This is a genomic window from Streptomyces sp. NPDC050743 (assembly GCF_044456925.1).
In the GTDB taxonomy this organism is placed as follows: domain Bacteria; phylum Actinomycetota; class Actinomycetes; order Streptomycetales; family Streptomycetaceae; genus Streptomyces.
This window is the reverse complement of record NZ_JBITGJ010000003.1, coordinates 214,901-228,529: the sequence shown is the minus strand read 5'-3', so window position 1 is coordinate 228,529 and position 13,629 is coordinate 214,901. Positions and strand designations below refer to the sequence as shown.

Here is a 13,629-nt window from a genome sequence, read left to right as displayed (position 1 = left end):
GCGCCGCCCACGTGACGTCTCAGTGACCGCTGGTCGCCTTCAGCCCCACCACGGCGACCAGCAGCAGACACACGAAGAAGATCCGGGCGGCGGTGACCGGCTCACCCAGCGCCACCATGCCGAGCACCGCCGCACCGGCCGCCCCGATGCCCACCCACACGCCGTACGCGGTACCGATGGGCAGGGACTTCGCGGCATACGACAGCAGAACCATGCTGGCGACGATCCCGGCGCCGGTGAACACACTGGGCACCAGCCGGGTGAAGCCCTCGCTGTACTTCATCCCGACCGACCAGCCCACCTCCAGCAGACCGGCGACGACAAGCAGAACCCAGGCCATGACAGGCACCTCCGGAAGAAAATCTCTGAACGGGGGTGCGTCGTCTTTGCCTGAAAGTCGGGATCCCGGTACGGCGCGTCTCGTCGGGCCGGCACCTTCGAACATAGCAAAGGCAGCGCAAAAGGGGCCGGTGACGACGGTCACCGGCCCCTCTTCCGCGCTGTGGGACTACAGATACAGCCCCGTGGAGTCCTCCGACCCCTCGAAACGGTCCGCGGCCACGGCGTGCAGGTCCCGCTCGCGCATGAGCACGTACGCCACACCCCGCACCTCGACCTCGGCCCGGTCCTCCGGATCGAACAGGACCCGGTCACCCGGCTCCACGGTCCGTACGTTCTGCCCGACCGCGACGACCTCGGCCCAGGCCAGCCGCCGCCCGACCGCCGCGGTGGCGGGAATCAGAATGCCGCCCCCCGACCGCCGCTCGCCCTCACCGGTCTCCTGCTTGACCAGAACCCGGTCGTGCAGCATCCGGATGGGAAGCTTGTCGTGATGGGGGGTGCTGTGCTGGTTTCTGTTGGCGCTCACGCCTCGAACCTACCTGCCTTCGCCCTGCTCGTCCGCGTCCGGGTCAGCGCCTGCGCCGCCTGCTGCCCACGGCGAGCAGCCCCACGACACTCACGGCGAGCAGCGCGACGGGCACGACCCGCTCCACCCGCAGCCCGCCCTCCTCGTCGACGAACTGCGCCCGCACCTCACTGACCGCCCGGTTGACCTGCACATACGCCCGCCCGACGGTGTGATCGATGTTGGCGACGACCTTGGCCTTGGCATCCCCGATGATCGTCTGCGGATGCACCCGCACCCCGATCTCGTCGAGCGTGTCCGCCAGCACTTCGCGGCGGCGCTTGATGTCCGCCTCGATCTGCGCCGGGGTTCTGGTGTCCGACGTGTCCGCCACCGTACGGCCTCCGAAGTCTGTGATGCTGTTCCGGACAGTCTGTCAGCTTCTCCTCCCGGCGCACCGCAAGGGGCCCCGGTTACCCTGGCCCGATGAGCGAGCGACTCCAGCCGGGGGACGTGGCCCCCGCCTTCACCCTCCCCGATGCCGACGGCAACGAGGTCTCCCTGTCCTCCCACAAGGGCCGCAAGGTCATCGTCTACTTCTACCCGGCCGCCCTGACCCCCGGCTGCACCAAGCAGGCCTGCGACTTCACCGACAACCTGGATGTCCTGGCCTCCGCCGGCTACGACGTGCTCGGCATCAGCCCCGACGCCCCGGAGAAGCTGGCGAAGTTCCGCGAGAAGGAATCCCTCAAGGTCACCTTGCTGGCCGACCCGGAGAAGAAGGTCACCGAGGCCTACGGCGCCTACGGCGAGAAGAAGAACTACGGCAAGACGTACATGGGCGTCATCCGCTCCACGATCGTCGTCGACGAGCAGGGCAAGGTCGAACGGGCCCTCTATAACGTCCGCGCCACGGGCCACGTGGCCAAGATCATCAAGGATCTGGGCATCTGAGGGCGCCTGTTTCCGCAGTCGGCGGCTCGCACCGGGACATTCCGGTGCGGGCCGCTTCCTCTTTCCGTGCGTGACTGTCCGATAACCGGTTCGTTACTCCGTACGGGCGGCGAACGCACGCCCGGAAACGGAGGGCTCGATGGGGTCCGGCGCGTACACCAGGGAACGGCTGGAAGAAGCGGCTCGCGGAGCGCGGACGTTGTCGGAGGCGCTGGAGCGGCTGGGGGTGGATCCGAGGAGCCCGACGCGGCGGTACGTCCTGGAGCGGATGAGGAAACTCGGCGTGGATGTCGCGCACTTCGAGCGGGAGGGGGTGAAGTGGACGCGGGAGATTCTTGAGCCGGTCGTCGCGGTGTCCGCGAGCATCAACGAGGTCGTGCGTCGACTCGGGCTCGACTCCGTGGGTGGTCACCAGGCCAACATCGCTCGACGGATCAAGGCGTACGGAATCGACACCTCGCACTTCACGTCTGTGCTCCGAACCGAACGGATGAGGTACAACCAGCGTCGCCGAAGCGCTGAAGAGATCCTTGTCCAGGACACATCGGCGCATGCTCGGCGCATCCCGAGCCGGCGACTCAAGAGGGCGATGATCGAGCTGGGCGTGGAGGAGCGCTGCGCCTTGTGCGGTATGGAGCCGGTCTGGCACGGCGAGCCGCTACCGCTTGAGGTCGACCACATTGACGGCGACTGGCGCAACAACAGTGTCGAGAACCTGCGGTTCCTCTGCCCCAACTGCCACTCGACCACCGACACTTACCGAGGGCGCGGCAAGGGACGTGCGCGGGCAGACGCCGTATGAGCAGCGGAGTGCAGCACACGCGAGCGGTTGGCCCAGGCAGCCGCACAGTGCTCGAACCTGGATGAGGTCATCGCCTTCTTGGGTACCCGGCCGTACGCCAATGCCCGTCGGTATCTCGCAAAGCGATTCGCCGACTTCGGCATCGACATCTCGCACTTCACACCTACGGGCAGGCGAGTGCGGCCCACGCAGGACGAGCTACGGGCGGCGGTCGATGCGTCGGCATCCATCGCCGAGGTGCTTCGCCGACTCGGTCGCACGAACAACGGTGGTCAACGCGCGATGCTTCGAAAGTGGATCACCGAAGACGGCCTCGATACCGCCCACTTTCTCGGCCAAGCGCATCAGCGAGGGAAGCCGGGTACGAATACCAAGCGGCCGGAAGAAGTACTGGTGCGGCACGATCGCGGACACCGGATCGCGACGGAGCGCCTTCGGCGTGCGCTCCGTGAAGTGGGCGTTCCTGAGCAATGCGCCAGATGCGGGGTCGGCCCTGAGTGGCTAGGCAAACCGATGACGCTGGAGGTCGACCACATCAACGGGGACTGGCGCGACAACCGGCGGGAGAACCTGCGGCTGCTCTGCCCCAATTGCCATGCGATCACCAGCACCTGGTGCAGGGGCGGCAGAAGGCAACGGACCACTCCCGGTACGATGACAGGCGACTAGCGGCGGTGGCGCAATGGCGACGCAGCAGGTTTAGGTCCTGTGGCCCCTGACCGGGCTTGAGGGTTCGAATCCCTTCCGCCGCACGCCAACGGCCTGCGAATCGAAAGCGCGACTCGCAGGCCGTTTCCGTGTCCTCAGCCCAACAGCTCCCGAACCACCGGCACCAGCGCCCGGAACGCCTTCCCCCGGTGGCTGATCGCGTTCTTCTCCTCGGGGGTCAGCTCGGCGCAGGTGCGCGTCTCGCCCTCCGGCTGGAGGATCGGGTCGTAGCCGAAGCCGTTCGTGCCTGCCGGAGCATGCCGGAGTACGCCCTGGAGCCGGCCCTCGACCACCCGCTCGCGCCCGTCCGGCAGGGCGAGCGCCGCCGCGCACGCGAAGTGGGCGCCCCGGTGTTCGTCCGCGATGTCGGCGAGCTGGGCCAGCAGGAGGTCCAGGTTGGCCTTGTCGTCGCCGTGGCGGCCGGCCCAGCGGGCGGAGAAGATGCCGGGGGCGCCGTTCAGGACGTCGACGCAGAGGCCGGAGTCGTCGGCGACCGCGGGGAGGCCGGTGGCCTGGGCGAGGACGTGGGCCTTGAGCAGGGCGTTCTCGGCGAAGGTGACGCCGGTTTCCTTGACGTCGGGGACGTCGGGGTAGGCGTCGGCGCCCACCAGCTCATGGGGGAGTCCGGCGTCGGCGAGGATCGCCCTCAGCTCGGTGATCTTTCCGGCGTTGCGGGTGGCGAGGATCAAGCGGGTCATGCCCGCCAGTATTCCTCGCCCCGCATCTTGGGGTTCCGCCCCGTGCCTACAGTTCCGCCTGTCCCGCGCCCTTGAGCGTGTTCAGGTCGAAGACCGTGGCCATCCGGCTGAAGCCCAGGTCGCTGGGGTGGAGGTGGTCGCCGGAGTCGTAGTCGGGGCGGAGGCGGCGGGGGGCGTAGGGGTCGCGGAGCGCCTTGTCGAAGTCGACGACCGCGTCGTACACGCGGCCGGACCGGATCTCGGCGTTGACCTGCTGCCGTACCGTCTCGCGGGCGGCTGTCCAGCCGCGGTGGCCCTGGAAGGGCATGAGTGTGGCGCCGACGACCTTCAGGCCGCGGGCGTGGGCCTCGCGGACCAGGGTGCGCAGGCCGGTGATGATCTTGTTGGGGTCGGCGAGTCGCGGGTTGCGGAGGATGTCGTTGACGCCGAGGTCGATGACGACGACCTTGACGCCGGGGTGGGAGAGGGCGTCGCGGCCGAAGCGGCCGAGGCCGCTCTGGTTCTCGGCGGGCCGGCCGAGTCCGTCGGCGAGGACCTGGTTGCCGCTGATGCCCTCGTTGACGACGCTGTAGCGGGGTACCTGATGTCCGCCTTCGAGTGCGGTGTGCAGCCGGCCGGCGAGGATGTCGGGCCAGCGGTGGTTGGCGCCGATGGTGGAGGTGATGCCGTCGGTGATGGAGTCGCCGAAGACGACGACGGTGCCGTCGGCCTCGTTGCTGAGGACGTCCAGGGCCGTCAGGTAGCGCCAGTACGAGGTCTGTTGGGTGTACGGGGTGCCGGTGGCGTCCTCGGTGCGGTCGCCGTCGGCGACGTAGGAGATCTGCCGGGCGTGCGGGTGGTAGGTGACGGGGCCGGAAGGGGCGGGGGAGTAGGTGTTGACGAGGACGTCGCTGTCGTGCGGGACGGCGAGGCGTACGGGGTCGCTGGCCATCTGTTCGCCGGCGGGTATGACCGCGGTGGTGGCGCCGTTGAAAGTGAGGCGGCGCATGGTGTCGGGGTCGGCGGCGGCGGTGCCGTCGCCGGTGGAGAGCGCGATGGTGGCGTGGGTGATGGTCAGCGGCTCGTGGCCGTAGAGGTTGGAGAGTGTGATCCGGACGCTCGTACCGCCCGTGTTCGCGTGGACGACGTTGCGCACGGAGTGGCCCGCGAGGCCTGTCGTCTCGGTGCCGGGTTCGCCGCCCACCGGGGAGGCAGACCAGGCGCCGACCCAGGTGCCGGTGGAGGCGGGGGCGACGGAGGCGCCGTGGTGGGGGCGGTCGTCGGTGAGGGCGGTGCGCGGGGTGCCGTCGTCGGCCGTCACGGTGAGGTAGATGGTGGCGGACAGGGCCAGGACGAGTGCGACGAGCGCACTGAGCAGCGCATAACCACGACGTCTGGTCACGCTTGTGTTGTTCTCCTCGGGGATGGGAGCCCGAGGCTCCGATCTTGATGAGCCCATGATGCGTCATGGGCCGGGGGAGCTGTCAGGGCCCTGCCCAAACCCCCCTTCTGACAGACGCCGGGAACTCTTGTTCCGTTCCGGGAGTCGGTCAGGAAGGGACAATTGTGTGCGGGATCACCGAGCGGGTGGAACTGAACGGGTGGAGCTGATGGAAACGACCGAGACGGAAGCGGCGTCGGCGCGGGGTGTGTCGTACAAGTCCATGACGGCCTTCACCCCGGCCGACGAGGAGCGCCGGCGCGGAGTGCGGCGCATGAAGCTCACGGCGACGTGCATGTTGCTGTTCGTGGCGCTGGTCTACGTCCTGGCCAAGCTCGCCTCGCACGAGGGTGCCGGGCCCTGGGCCGGTTATGTCGCGGCGGCTGCCGAGGCCGGCATGGTGGGCGCGATGGCGGACTGGTTCGCCGTGACCGCGCTCTTCCGGCATCCGCTGGGGCTGCCCATCCCGCACACCGCGATCATTCCCACCAAGAAGGATCAGCTGGGCATCTCGCTGGGGGAGTTCGTCGGCGAGAACTTCCTCTCCCAGGACGTCGTACGGCAGCGGTTGCGCGCGGTGGGCATCGGCAGCCGGCTCGGGGTGTGGCTGGCCGAGCCGGAGCACGCGGACCGGGTGACGGCGGAGCTGGCCACGGCGTTGCGCGGTGCGCTGACCGTGTTGCGGGACAGGGATGTGCAGGTGGTGGTGAGCGAGGCGATCACCCGGCGGGCGAACACCAAGGAGATCGCGCCGGGCATCGGCAAGATGCTGGAGGGGATCGTCGCCGACGGCGGGCATCGGCGGGCGGTGGACCTGGTGGTGGCGCGGGCGCACGACTGGCTGGTGCTGCACCGGGACGATGTGATGGTGGCGGTGGAGGGGGGTGCGCCGGGCTGGACGCCGCGGTTCGTGGACCGGAAGGTCGGTGAGCGGGTCTACAAGGAGCTGTTGCGGTTCGTCGTCGAGATGCGGGACATGCCTTCTCATCCGGCGCGGGGTGCGCTGGACCGTTTCCTCACCGACTTCGCCTCCGATCTGCAGTCGGACACGGACACCCGGGCGCGGGTGGAGCGGCTGAAGGGTGAGGTGCTGGGCCGGGGCGAGGTGCAGGATCTGATCGCGTCGGCCTGGACGGCCGTACGGGCGATGGTGGTGGCGGCGGCCGAGGACGAGCGGAGTGAGCTGCGGATGCGGGTGCGGGCCGGGCTGCTGTCGCTGGGGACGCGGATGGCGACCGAGCCGAAGGTGCAGGAGAAGGTCGACCGCTGGCTGGAGGGTGCTGCGGTGCATGTGGTGACGACGTACCGCAGGGAGATCACCTCGCTGATCACGGACACCGTGGCGAGCTGGGACGCGGAGCACACCACCCGGAAGATCGAGGCGCACATCGGTCGTGACCTGCAGTTCATCCGGATCAATGGCACGGTGGTGGGGTCGCTGGCGGGGTTGTTGATCTATGTGGTGACGCGGACGCTGGGCGCCTGAAACCGGGGGACGGGGGCACCCGTTGTGCCGTCCCCTTCTCGTGTCGGGGGGGTGCCTTTCGGGCGAGGAGGGAGCTCATGGCCGCAGCGTGGACGCCGTCACCGCAGACCGGCGGGCCCGGCGGGACCGGCCGGACCGTCACCACCGACATCCCTGCCCGGCTGGACCGGCTGCCGTGGTCCCGCTGGCACTGGACGATCGTGATCGGCCTGGGAACGGTGTGGGTCCTCGACGGGCTGGAGGTCACGGTCGTCGGCAACATCGCGGGCCGTCTGGCCGAGCCGGGCAGCGGGGTGGCGATCACCTCGGGCCAGATCACCGGCACGGCCGCCGCGTTGTATGTGGCGGGCGCCTGCTCGGGTGCGCTGTTCTGGGGCCGGCTGACCGACCGTTTCGGCCGCAAGAAGCTCTTCATGATCACTCTGGCGGTGTACCTGGCGGCCACGGCGCTGACGGCCGTCTCCTGGGAGGCCTGGTGGTTCTTCCTGTTCCGTTTTCTGACGGGCTTCGGCATCGGCGGTGAGTACGCGGCGATCAATTCGGCGATCGACGAGCTGATCCCGGCCGCCCACCGCGGCCGGGTGGACCTGATCATCAACGGGAGCTTCTGGCTGGGCGCGGTGGGCGGTTCGCTGCTGTCGATCGTGGCGCTCGACACGGATCTGCTGGCCAGGAACGTCGGCTGGCGGCTGACGTTCGCCCTCGGAGCCGTGCTGGCCCTGGTCATCCTGCTGGTCCGCCGGCATGTCCCGGAGAGTCCGCGCTGGCTGCTGATCCACGGCAGGGACCGGGAGGCGGAGGAGATCGTCTCCGGTATCGAGCGCCGGGTGGAGCGGGAGAGGGGTGTGCGGCTGCCCGAGCCGCGGGGTGAGCTGGAGATCCACCAGCGCGAGAGTGTGACGTTCAGGGAGATCGCCCGCACGGTCTTCGCCCGTTACCGCAGGCGCGCGGTTCTCGGTTTCTCCCTCTTCATCGGCCAGGCGTTCCTGTACAACGCGATCACGTTCGGCTTCGGCGCGATCCTGACCAGGTTCTACGACGTGCCTTCGGGCGACACCGGTTACTACTTCGCGGTGATCGCGGTCGGCAATTTCTGCGGCCCGCTGCTGCTGGGCAGGTTGTTCGACACGGTGGGCCGCCGGGTGATGATCTCCTCGACGTACCTGTTGTCGGGCCTGCTGCTGTTCGGTACGGCGTGGCTGTTCGACCGGGGCGTGCTGGACGCGGGCACGCTGACGGCCTGTTGGTGTGCGGTGCTGTTCTTCGCCTCGGCGGGTGCCTCCAGCGCGTATCTGACGGTCTCCGAGGTCTTCCCGATGGAGACGCGGGCGATGTCCATCGCGTTCTTCTACGCGCTCGGCACGGCGGCGGGCGGCATCAGCGGCCCCCTGCTGTTCGCCGATCTCACCGGGACGGGCAGGGTCGGCGACACGGTCCTGGCCTTCTCGATCGGGGCGGCCCTGATGTGTGCGGCGGGCCTGGTCGCGGCCTTCCTGGCGGTACGGGCGGAGCGCCGCTCGCTGGAGGACATCGCCCGCCCGCTGACGGCGGTGGCGAGCCGGGCCAGGGGGGCGGGGCGGGGTGCGCCTGGCCTGGGGGATGCGGGGGATGGGCAGGGGCCGTCGGCACCGCCGGCGACGCCGAGCGCGCCGTAGGTTCCCTGTGCGCTCAGGCGCCTGTCGTGGAGCCGGGCCGCACGATCATCAGAACGGTCACGGTGGCCCACAGCAGGCTGAACATCCCGGTGGACATGGCGAGCCGTGCGGGGTTCGTGCCCCGGCCCTCCACCACCGCGTTCTGGGCGGGAAGCACCAGCGCGGCCAGCACGACGGCGGCGAGGGCGGTCAGCGCGATGGACACGATCAGCCAGGCGCTGCCGAGCACGCCCATCTCGCCGGCGGTGGCGAACCCGAAGACCGGGACGACGACGCCGACGAGGGCGTAGACCCGGCAGATGCGGTGCAGCAGGTGCAGCGTGCCGGTGGCAGCGGGATCGCCGGGCGCGGCGAGGGCGCGGCGTGCGACGGGCGGGAACATGCCGGCGGCGACGGTCACGGGGCCCACGGCGACGATGGCGGCGAGGACGTGGACGGCGAGGAGGAACTTGGTCACGGGGTGACGGTAGGCGGCGGGCGGATCTTGCAGAAGTGGCGAGAGTGCCATGATTCGACGGATTCCCGCCAGGCGGACAGTGGTCGGTGTCTGCGGTTACGGCACTGATGGGCGCGGTTGGCCGTAATCCGGTGGGAGTCTAGGATCCCGCCATGCACACCGTGGCTGTACTGGCGCTGGACGGAGTCGTCCCCTTCGATCTCTCCGCCCCCATCGACACCTTCGGCTGGGCGCGGCTGCCGGACGGCCGGGCGCCCTACCGGGTGCGGGTGTGCTCGGTGCGGGGGGAGGTGAGCGCGGGGGCGTTCACGGTGCAGGCGCCGTACGGGCTGGAGGCGCTGGCGGAGGCGGACACGATCATCCTGCCGGGCGTGGCGGAACCCCCGGAGGAACTCCCGCCGGGAGTGGCGCAGGCGCTTCGCGCGGCGGCGGCGAACGGCACGCGGATCGCCTCGATCTGCGTGGGCGCGTTCCTGTTCGCGGCGACGGGCCTGCTGGACGGCCTGCGCGCGACGACGCACTGGTGTGCGGCGGGGGAGCTGGCGGCGCGGCACCCGAGGGTGACGGTGGACCCGAACGTCCTGTACGTCGACAACGGCCAGTTCCTGACGTCGGCGGGCGCCGCGGCCGCCCTGGACATGTGCCTGCACATGATCCGCAAGGACTTCGGCTCGGCGGTCGCCGCGCACGCGGCACGCATGTCGGTGATGCCGCTGGAACGGGAGGGCGGCCAGGCGCAGTTCATCGTCCACGACCTGCCTCCGGCGCCGTCGGGCGCCACCTTGGAGCCGCTGCTGCACTGGCTGGAGGATCACTGTGACCGTGATCTGACGGTGGACGAGATCGCGGCCCAGGCGGGTATGAGCACCCGCACCCTCAACCGCCGCTTCCGCGAACAGACCGGCACGACGCCGCTGCAGTGGCTGCACCGGGCCCGGGTACGCCGTGCCCAGCACCTGCTGGAGACGACGCCGTACCCGGTGGAACGGATCGCCACCCAGACCGGTTTCGGTTCGCCGACGGCTTTCCGGGAGCGCTTCCGGAGGGTGGTGGGGACGAGCCCGCAGGCGTATCGGAGGGCGTTCCGGGCGGGGGAGCGGGCGTAACCGGGCCGACGCCGCGCTGGTCGCCCTTACGGGGCCGCCCCTACGGTGTTCTCAGCCCTGCCGCGTCTTATGCCTTGCGGTCGGCGACGGCCCAGGAGGCGAGGGCGACGGCGCCGGCGACACCGAGGACGGAGGGCCAGGCGCCGACCTTCTTGGCCAGTGGGTGGGATCCGGCGAACGCGGCGAGGTAGGCGGCGCTCAGCGCACCGGCGGCCTTCCCGCCCGCCTGCGCCCGCCACTGCTGGGCGGCGGCGACCCCGGCGGCGGCCAGGACGGCCCCGCCCAGCTGCCGCTTCTTGGTCCAACGGGCCACGCCATACCCACCGACGAGCCCGGTCGCGGCGACGACTGCACTGGGAACCCTGGCCACGACAGCCTCCTCTTTACTCCACTTTTGCACTGTGTCCGAGCCCGAGGCTAACGCGCACCCGGCCACACCCCTCGAACCTGAGTCGAGGCTTGTCAAGTTTCCGGCGGAGAGTTATATAAGAAGCCGTAGGGCATCGCATACCGGCCCCTGATGAGAGGAGTGACCTGTGATGCTCATGCGCACGGACCCCTTCCGTGAACTCGACCGCCTCACGCAGCAGTTCTTCGGAGACGCCACGCGTCCGGCCGCGATGCCGATGGACGCCTACCGCGCGGGGGACGAATTCCTGGTCCACTTCGACCTGCCCGGCATCGACCCCGAGTCGATCGAACTGGACGTGGAGCGCAACGTCCTCAACGTCCGCGCCGAGCGCCGCAGCCCGGCTCCCGAGGACGCGGAGATGCTCGTCGCCGAACGCCCCACGGGCGCCTTCACCCGCCAGCTGTTCCTCGGCGACACCCTCGACACGGAGCGCATCGACGCGTCGTACGAGGCCGGCGTCCTGACGCTGCGCATCCCGGTGGCCGAAGCGGCCAAGCCCCGCCGCATCCAGATCGCGGGCGGCGAGGGCGGCCGCAAGCAGATCAGCGGCTGACCACCCGCCCGGCGGACGGCTGACGGCACAGAGCGTCCCGGGTCACGAGCGGGACCCGGGACGCGTCGCCCTGCCGGCGCCGCACGGCGAGCGCCCACCGCCCCTCGGACCGCACCTCCCACACATTCCACACATTGCCCGAACTCCCGCTCATGTCCCCCGCATTACGGGGTACTGGCTTTGCCTGTGCCTCGACGCGTCCCGGAGGAGGAGCCAGCATGATGACCGTGACGACCCCGCAGCCGAGAACAACGATCCCCACCCCGTCGCCCCTGGTGGCCCATGACGGTGACGCCGACACCAGGCGCTGGCACGAACTGACGGAACGGGTGCGCGAGGCGGGCCAGTACACCACGAGGGCGGAGGCGGAACGCGTGACCCGCATAGTCCTCTCAGCCCTGGGCGGCCACGTGACCGGCGACGAACGCGTCGCCCTGGCCCAGTCCCTCCCCCGGGAAGCGGCCCGGGTGATCGCCTCCCAGATCCCCGCGACCCACCCCCTGACGGCACGGCAGTTCGTGGAGTCGGTGGCAACGCGCATCGAGGGCTCGACCCCCGCGACGGCCCGCTGGGACGTCAGCTCGGTCCTCAGCGTCGTGGCGACCTGGGTGGGCGACCCTCTGACCACCGACCTCCTCACCCAACTCCCCCCGGGCTACGCCCTCCTCTTCGGGCGGGGGGATCTGGCGGCGACGGCGTAACGCAGCGGATACCGGGCGCCGCACCCGTTGCGGCGCCCGAGCCCGGCATATGGTCCCCACCAACTGCCCTCCGCCGCTGAACCGCTCCGGCGTGCATGCATGCGGGGCCCGCGCTCCCTCCATCGCCGACGCGAACGCAGCGCTCTAAGGGCCACGCGCCGGGCCCCTTTGTCCTCTATGCGGCGCCTATCTGAGCGCGTCATGCGCTATGGCATGTGTGAATCCACGCCATGTATCAAGTCGGAGCCTGACCACAGGCCCGCCTGTCACCTTGGAATCACGTATGAGCGTGTCGTCACCGGTGTAGGCGCATTCCACGCACTCGGTCCCGCTGCCACCGCTGTAGGAGGACTTGAACCAGTGCAGTTCTGAGGGCGCTGCCATCAAGGCTCCTTGCTGATCCGCTCGATGAGCTCGGCTGACGACTCGAAGTCGAGCGCTTGAGCGCTGAGGTACTCGAACGCCAACCTATAACGGTCCAGTTCCTGCGGCTTCTCCATGAAGAGGCCGCCGCCGATGAGATCTACGTACACCACGTCGAGTTCCCGCGCTTGCCCCCGCAAGACGGCGAAGCTGCCTACCGCTGCCGCGTGGGCGCCGCGTGCGAAAGGCAGTACCTGGACCGTGATGTGGGGCCGTTGCGATTGGGCGAGCAAGTGTGCCAACTGCTGTCGCATGACCTCTCGACCGCCGACCAACCGGCGGATTGCAGCCTCGTCGATCACACACCAGACGTGCGGTGGGTCCTCTCGCTCCAGCAACTCCTGGCGTTTCATGCGGATATCAACCATGTGCTGAACCTCGCGCTCCGGACACTGCACCTCCGAGGCCCGGTGTACGGCTTCGGCGTACGCCCGCGTCTGAAGTAGGCCGGGGACGTACATGCAGGCGTAGTGGTCCTCGCGTACGACCTCGTCTTCGAGGGTCAGCATGAGGTTCATGGACTCCGGGATGGGGTCAGCGAGTGAACGCCACCACCCTTGGATCTTGGCGACCTTGGCCAGCTCGACCAGTGCCAGGCGCTCCTCGTCTGTGGCGCCGTACTCACGGCAGAGGGCATCGACAGCCGGCCACTTGACCGTGCCCTCCTTCGTCTCGTACCGGCTGAGCGTCGCTTTGGAGATGCCGACGCGCGCCCCCGCCTCCTCCAGGGTCAGCCCTTTCAGCTCCCGGAGTCGACGTAGGTCGGCTCCCAGTTGGCGCCTACGAGTGGTGGGTCCAACTGCCATGCCCACGGCCCTTCCTGTTCATGCGGTAGATCGTCCTCGCCCCCGGAGAGGACTGCAAGGTGGTGCGCGCGGGGGCGCGTTGTGGTGCCTCGTGCTCCTGTTCGCGAGAAATGAGAGTTCCATTTTGGAAGTCTCAATGCAACTCTTGGTTGTCGTGAGGTTACTTGGCGCATCGAGCGTCATCCGCCGTCCGAGCGAGAGAGCGGAGTACGTCATGGACTGCATGGGTTGTGTGCCTCGAAGGGCGTGGCAGCTGCCGTTTCTGGCTGAGGCGGGGGAAGTTGCCGCACTACGGCGAATCGTGCGGCTTCACCTAGAGCGCTGGGGATTGCAGGAGCTCAGCGAAACCGCGCAACTGTGTGTCAGTGAGCTCGTCGCCAACGTCATCAAGCACGTGGGCCCTGGCACCCTGACTACGCTCGCGGTCTCCATGAGCGGGACCCGCTTGCGTATGGAAGTCCACGACCCAGACCCCCGGGCCCTGCCGACGTTGACGGACGTAGACGCGGATGCCGAGTCGGGACGTGGCATGGCCCTCATCGAGGCCATCACCGACCGCTGGGGCGTCGACCTTGCCCCGGGTGCAAGGTGACCTGGTGCG

The 13,629-nt window shown here is 69.3% G+C and carries 19 protein-coding genes and 1 tRNA gene; 10 read left to right on the top strand and 10 right to left on the bottom strand.

What is annotated here, in order from left to right; translation table 11 throughout:
* Window positions 1–19: 19 nt before the first annotated feature.
* The 3 genes from ACIBJF_RS05275 to ACIBJF_RS05265 all read right to left on the bottom strand — a co-directional run bounded on the left by ACIBJF_RS05275 (window position 20) and on the right by ACIBJF_RS05265 (window position 1,241).
* Window positions 20–340: a DMT family transporter gene (locus ACIBJF_RS05275; protein ID WP_399172337.1), complete on the bottom strand. Its 321-nt coding sequence runs from the start codon at window positions 338–340 to the stop codon at window positions 20–22.
* Window positions 341–508: 168 nt separating this feature from the next.
* On the bottom strand, window positions 509–868 hold the full coding sequence (locus ACIBJF_RS05270; RefSeq protein WP_031159553.1) for a co-chaperone GroES: 360 nt from the start codon (window positions 866–868) through the stop codon (window positions 509–511).
* Window positions 869–911: 43 nt separating this feature from the next.
* Window positions 912–1,241 (bottom strand): DUF3618 domain-containing protein, encoded by a 330-nt coding sequence (locus ACIBJF_RS05265; RefSeq protein ID WP_399172336.1) that lies wholly within the window; start codon window positions 1,239–1,241, stop codon window positions 912–914.
* Between the two features lie 92 nt (window positions 1,242–1,333).
* Here ACIBJF_RS05265 and bcp point away from each other — a divergent pair, with 92 nt between their 5' ends.
* The 4 genes from bcp to ACIBJF_RS05245 all read left to right on the top strand — a co-directional run bounded on the left by bcp (window position 1,334) and on the right by ACIBJF_RS05245 (window position 3,355).
* Window positions 1,334–1,801: a thioredoxin-dependent thiol peroxidase gene (gene bcp, locus ACIBJF_RS05260; RefSeq protein WP_351809854.1), complete on the top strand. Its 468-nt coding sequence runs from the start codon at window positions 1,334–1,336 to the stop codon at window positions 1,799–1,801.
* 139 nt (window positions 1,802–1,940) lie between these two features.
* Complete coding sequence (locus tag ACIBJF_RS05255; RefSeq protein WP_399172335.1) at window positions 1,941–2,603, top strand: HNH endonuclease signature motif containing protein; 663 nt, start codon at window positions 1,941–1,943, stop codon at window positions 2,601–2,603.
* A 27-nt stretch (window positions 2,604–2,630) separates the two neighbouring features.
* Window positions 2,631–3,272 carry an HNH endonuclease signature motif containing protein gene (locus ACIBJF_RS05250; protein ID WP_399172333.1) on the top strand — a complete coding sequence of 214 codons (642 nt, stop codon included), beginning with the start codon at window positions 2,631–2,633 and terminating at the stop codon, window positions 3,270–3,272.
* A tRNA-Leu gene (locus ACIBJF_RS05245) sits at window positions 3,272–3,355 on the top strand. Before ACIBJF_RS05250 ends, ACIBJF_RS05245 begins: the two co-directional genes overlap by 1 nt.
* Window positions 3,356–3,406: 51 nt before the next feature.
* On the opposite strand, the gene rdgB is transcribed toward ACIBJF_RS05245, so the two are convergent.
* Both rdgB and ACIBJF_RS05235 read right to left on the bottom strand, forming a co-directional pair.
* Window positions 3,407–4,009: an RdgB/HAM1 family non-canonical purine NTP pyrophosphatase gene (rdgB, locus tag ACIBJF_RS05240; RefSeq protein WP_399172331.1), complete on the bottom strand. Its 603-nt coding sequence runs from the start codon at window positions 4,007–4,009 to the stop codon at window positions 3,407–3,409.
* A gap of 46 nt (window positions 4,010–4,055) precedes the next feature.
* Complete coding sequence (locus ACIBJF_RS05235) at window positions 4,056–5,390, bottom strand: SGNH/GDSL hydrolase family protein (RefSeq protein ID WP_399172330.1); 1,335 nt, start codon at window positions 5,388–5,390, stop codon at window positions 4,056–4,058.
* Between the two features lie 208 nt (window positions 5,391–5,598).
* On the opposite strand from ACIBJF_RS05235, the gene ACIBJF_RS05230 reads away from it, so the two are divergent.
* Window positions 5,599–6,915, top strand: coding sequence for a DUF445 domain-containing protein (locus tag ACIBJF_RS05230; protein WP_399172328.1), 1,317 nt, complete (start codon window positions 5,599–5,601; stop codon window positions 6,913–6,915).
* 77 nt (window positions 6,916–6,992) lie between these two features.
* Entirely contained in the window at window positions 6,993–8,570 is a 1,578-nt protein-coding gene (locus tag ACIBJF_RS05225) for an MFS transporter (RefSeq protein WP_399172327.1), read from the top strand.
* A gap of 13 nt (window positions 8,571–8,583) precedes the next feature.
* Here the strand turns inward: ACIBJF_RS05225 and ACIBJF_RS05220 are convergent, their stop codons facing one another.
* Complete coding sequence (locus tag ACIBJF_RS05220) at window positions 8,584–9,027, bottom strand: hypothetical protein (RefSeq protein WP_399172326.1); 444 nt, start codon at window positions 9,025–9,027, stop codon at window positions 8,584–8,586.
* 152 nt (window positions 9,028–9,179) lie between these two features.
* On the opposite strand from ACIBJF_RS05220, the gene ACIBJF_RS05215 reads away from it, so the two are divergent.
* Window positions 9,180–10,133, top strand: a complete 954-nt coding sequence (locus tag ACIBJF_RS05215) for a GlxA family transcriptional regulator (RefSeq protein ID WP_399172325.1) — start codon at window positions 9,180–9,182, stop codon at window positions 10,131–10,133.
* Between the two features lie 67 nt (window positions 10,134–10,200).
* Here ACIBJF_RS05215 and ACIBJF_RS05210 read toward each other — a convergent pair whose 3' ends face one another.
* The gene (locus tag ACIBJF_RS05210; RefSeq protein WP_330339730.1) at window positions 10,201–10,503 is read right to left on the bottom strand and encodes a hypothetical protein; all 303 of its coding nucleotides are present in this window, start codon (window positions 10,501–10,503) and stop codon (window positions 10,201–10,203) included.
* Between the two features lie 169 nt (window positions 10,504–10,672).
* On the opposite strand from ACIBJF_RS05210, the gene ACIBJF_RS05205 reads away from it, so the two are divergent.
* A complete protein-coding gene (locus tag ACIBJF_RS05205; protein WP_399172324.1) occupies window positions 10,673–11,098 on the top strand; it encodes an Hsp20/alpha crystallin family protein in 426 nt (141 codons plus the stop codon).
* Here the strand turns inward: ACIBJF_RS05205 and ACIBJF_RS05200 are convergent.
* Window positions 11,088–11,252, bottom strand: a complete 165-nt coding sequence (locus ACIBJF_RS05200) for a hypothetical protein (RefSeq protein ID WP_399172323.1) — start codon at window positions 11,250–11,252, stop codon at window positions 11,088–11,090. The genes ACIBJF_RS05205 and ACIBJF_RS05200 overlap by 11 nt on opposite strands.
* Window positions 11,253–11,319: 67 nt before the next feature.
* Here ACIBJF_RS05200 and ACIBJF_RS05195 point away from each other — a divergent pair, with 67 nt between their 5' ends.
* On the top strand, window positions 11,320–11,799 hold the full coding sequence (locus ACIBJF_RS05195) for a DUF2267 domain-containing protein (RefSeq protein WP_399172465.1): 480 nt from the start codon (window positions 11,320–11,322) through the stop codon (window positions 11,797–11,799).
* 186 nt (window positions 11,800–11,985) lie between these two features.
* On the opposite strand, the gene ACIBJF_RS05190 is transcribed toward ACIBJF_RS05195, so the two are convergent.
* Together ACIBJF_RS05190 and ACIBJF_RS05185 are read right to left on the bottom strand one after the other, a co-directional pair.
* On the bottom strand, window positions 11,986–12,183 hold the full coding sequence (locus ACIBJF_RS05190; RefSeq protein WP_399172321.1) for a DUF397 domain-containing protein: 198 nt from the start codon (window positions 12,181–12,183) through the stop codon (window positions 11,986–11,988).
* The gene (locus tag ACIBJF_RS05185) at window positions 12,183–13,028 is read right to left on the bottom strand and encodes a helix-turn-helix domain-containing protein (protein WP_399172320.1); all 846 of its coding nucleotides are present in this window, start codon (window positions 13,026–13,028) and stop codon (window positions 12,183–12,185) included. Before ACIBJF_RS05185 ends, ACIBJF_RS05190 begins: the two co-directional genes overlap by 1 nt.
* Between ACIBJF_RS05185 and ACIBJF_RS05180 the strand changes: the two genes are divergently transcribed.
* Window positions 12,922–13,620, top strand: a complete 699-nt coding sequence (locus ACIBJF_RS05180; protein ID WP_399172319.1) for an ATP-binding protein — start codon at window positions 12,922–12,924, stop codon at window positions 13,618–13,620. The two genes, ACIBJF_RS05185 and ACIBJF_RS05180, sit on opposite strands and share 107 nt — an antisense overlap.
* Window positions 13,621–13,629 lie beyond the last annotated feature (9 nt).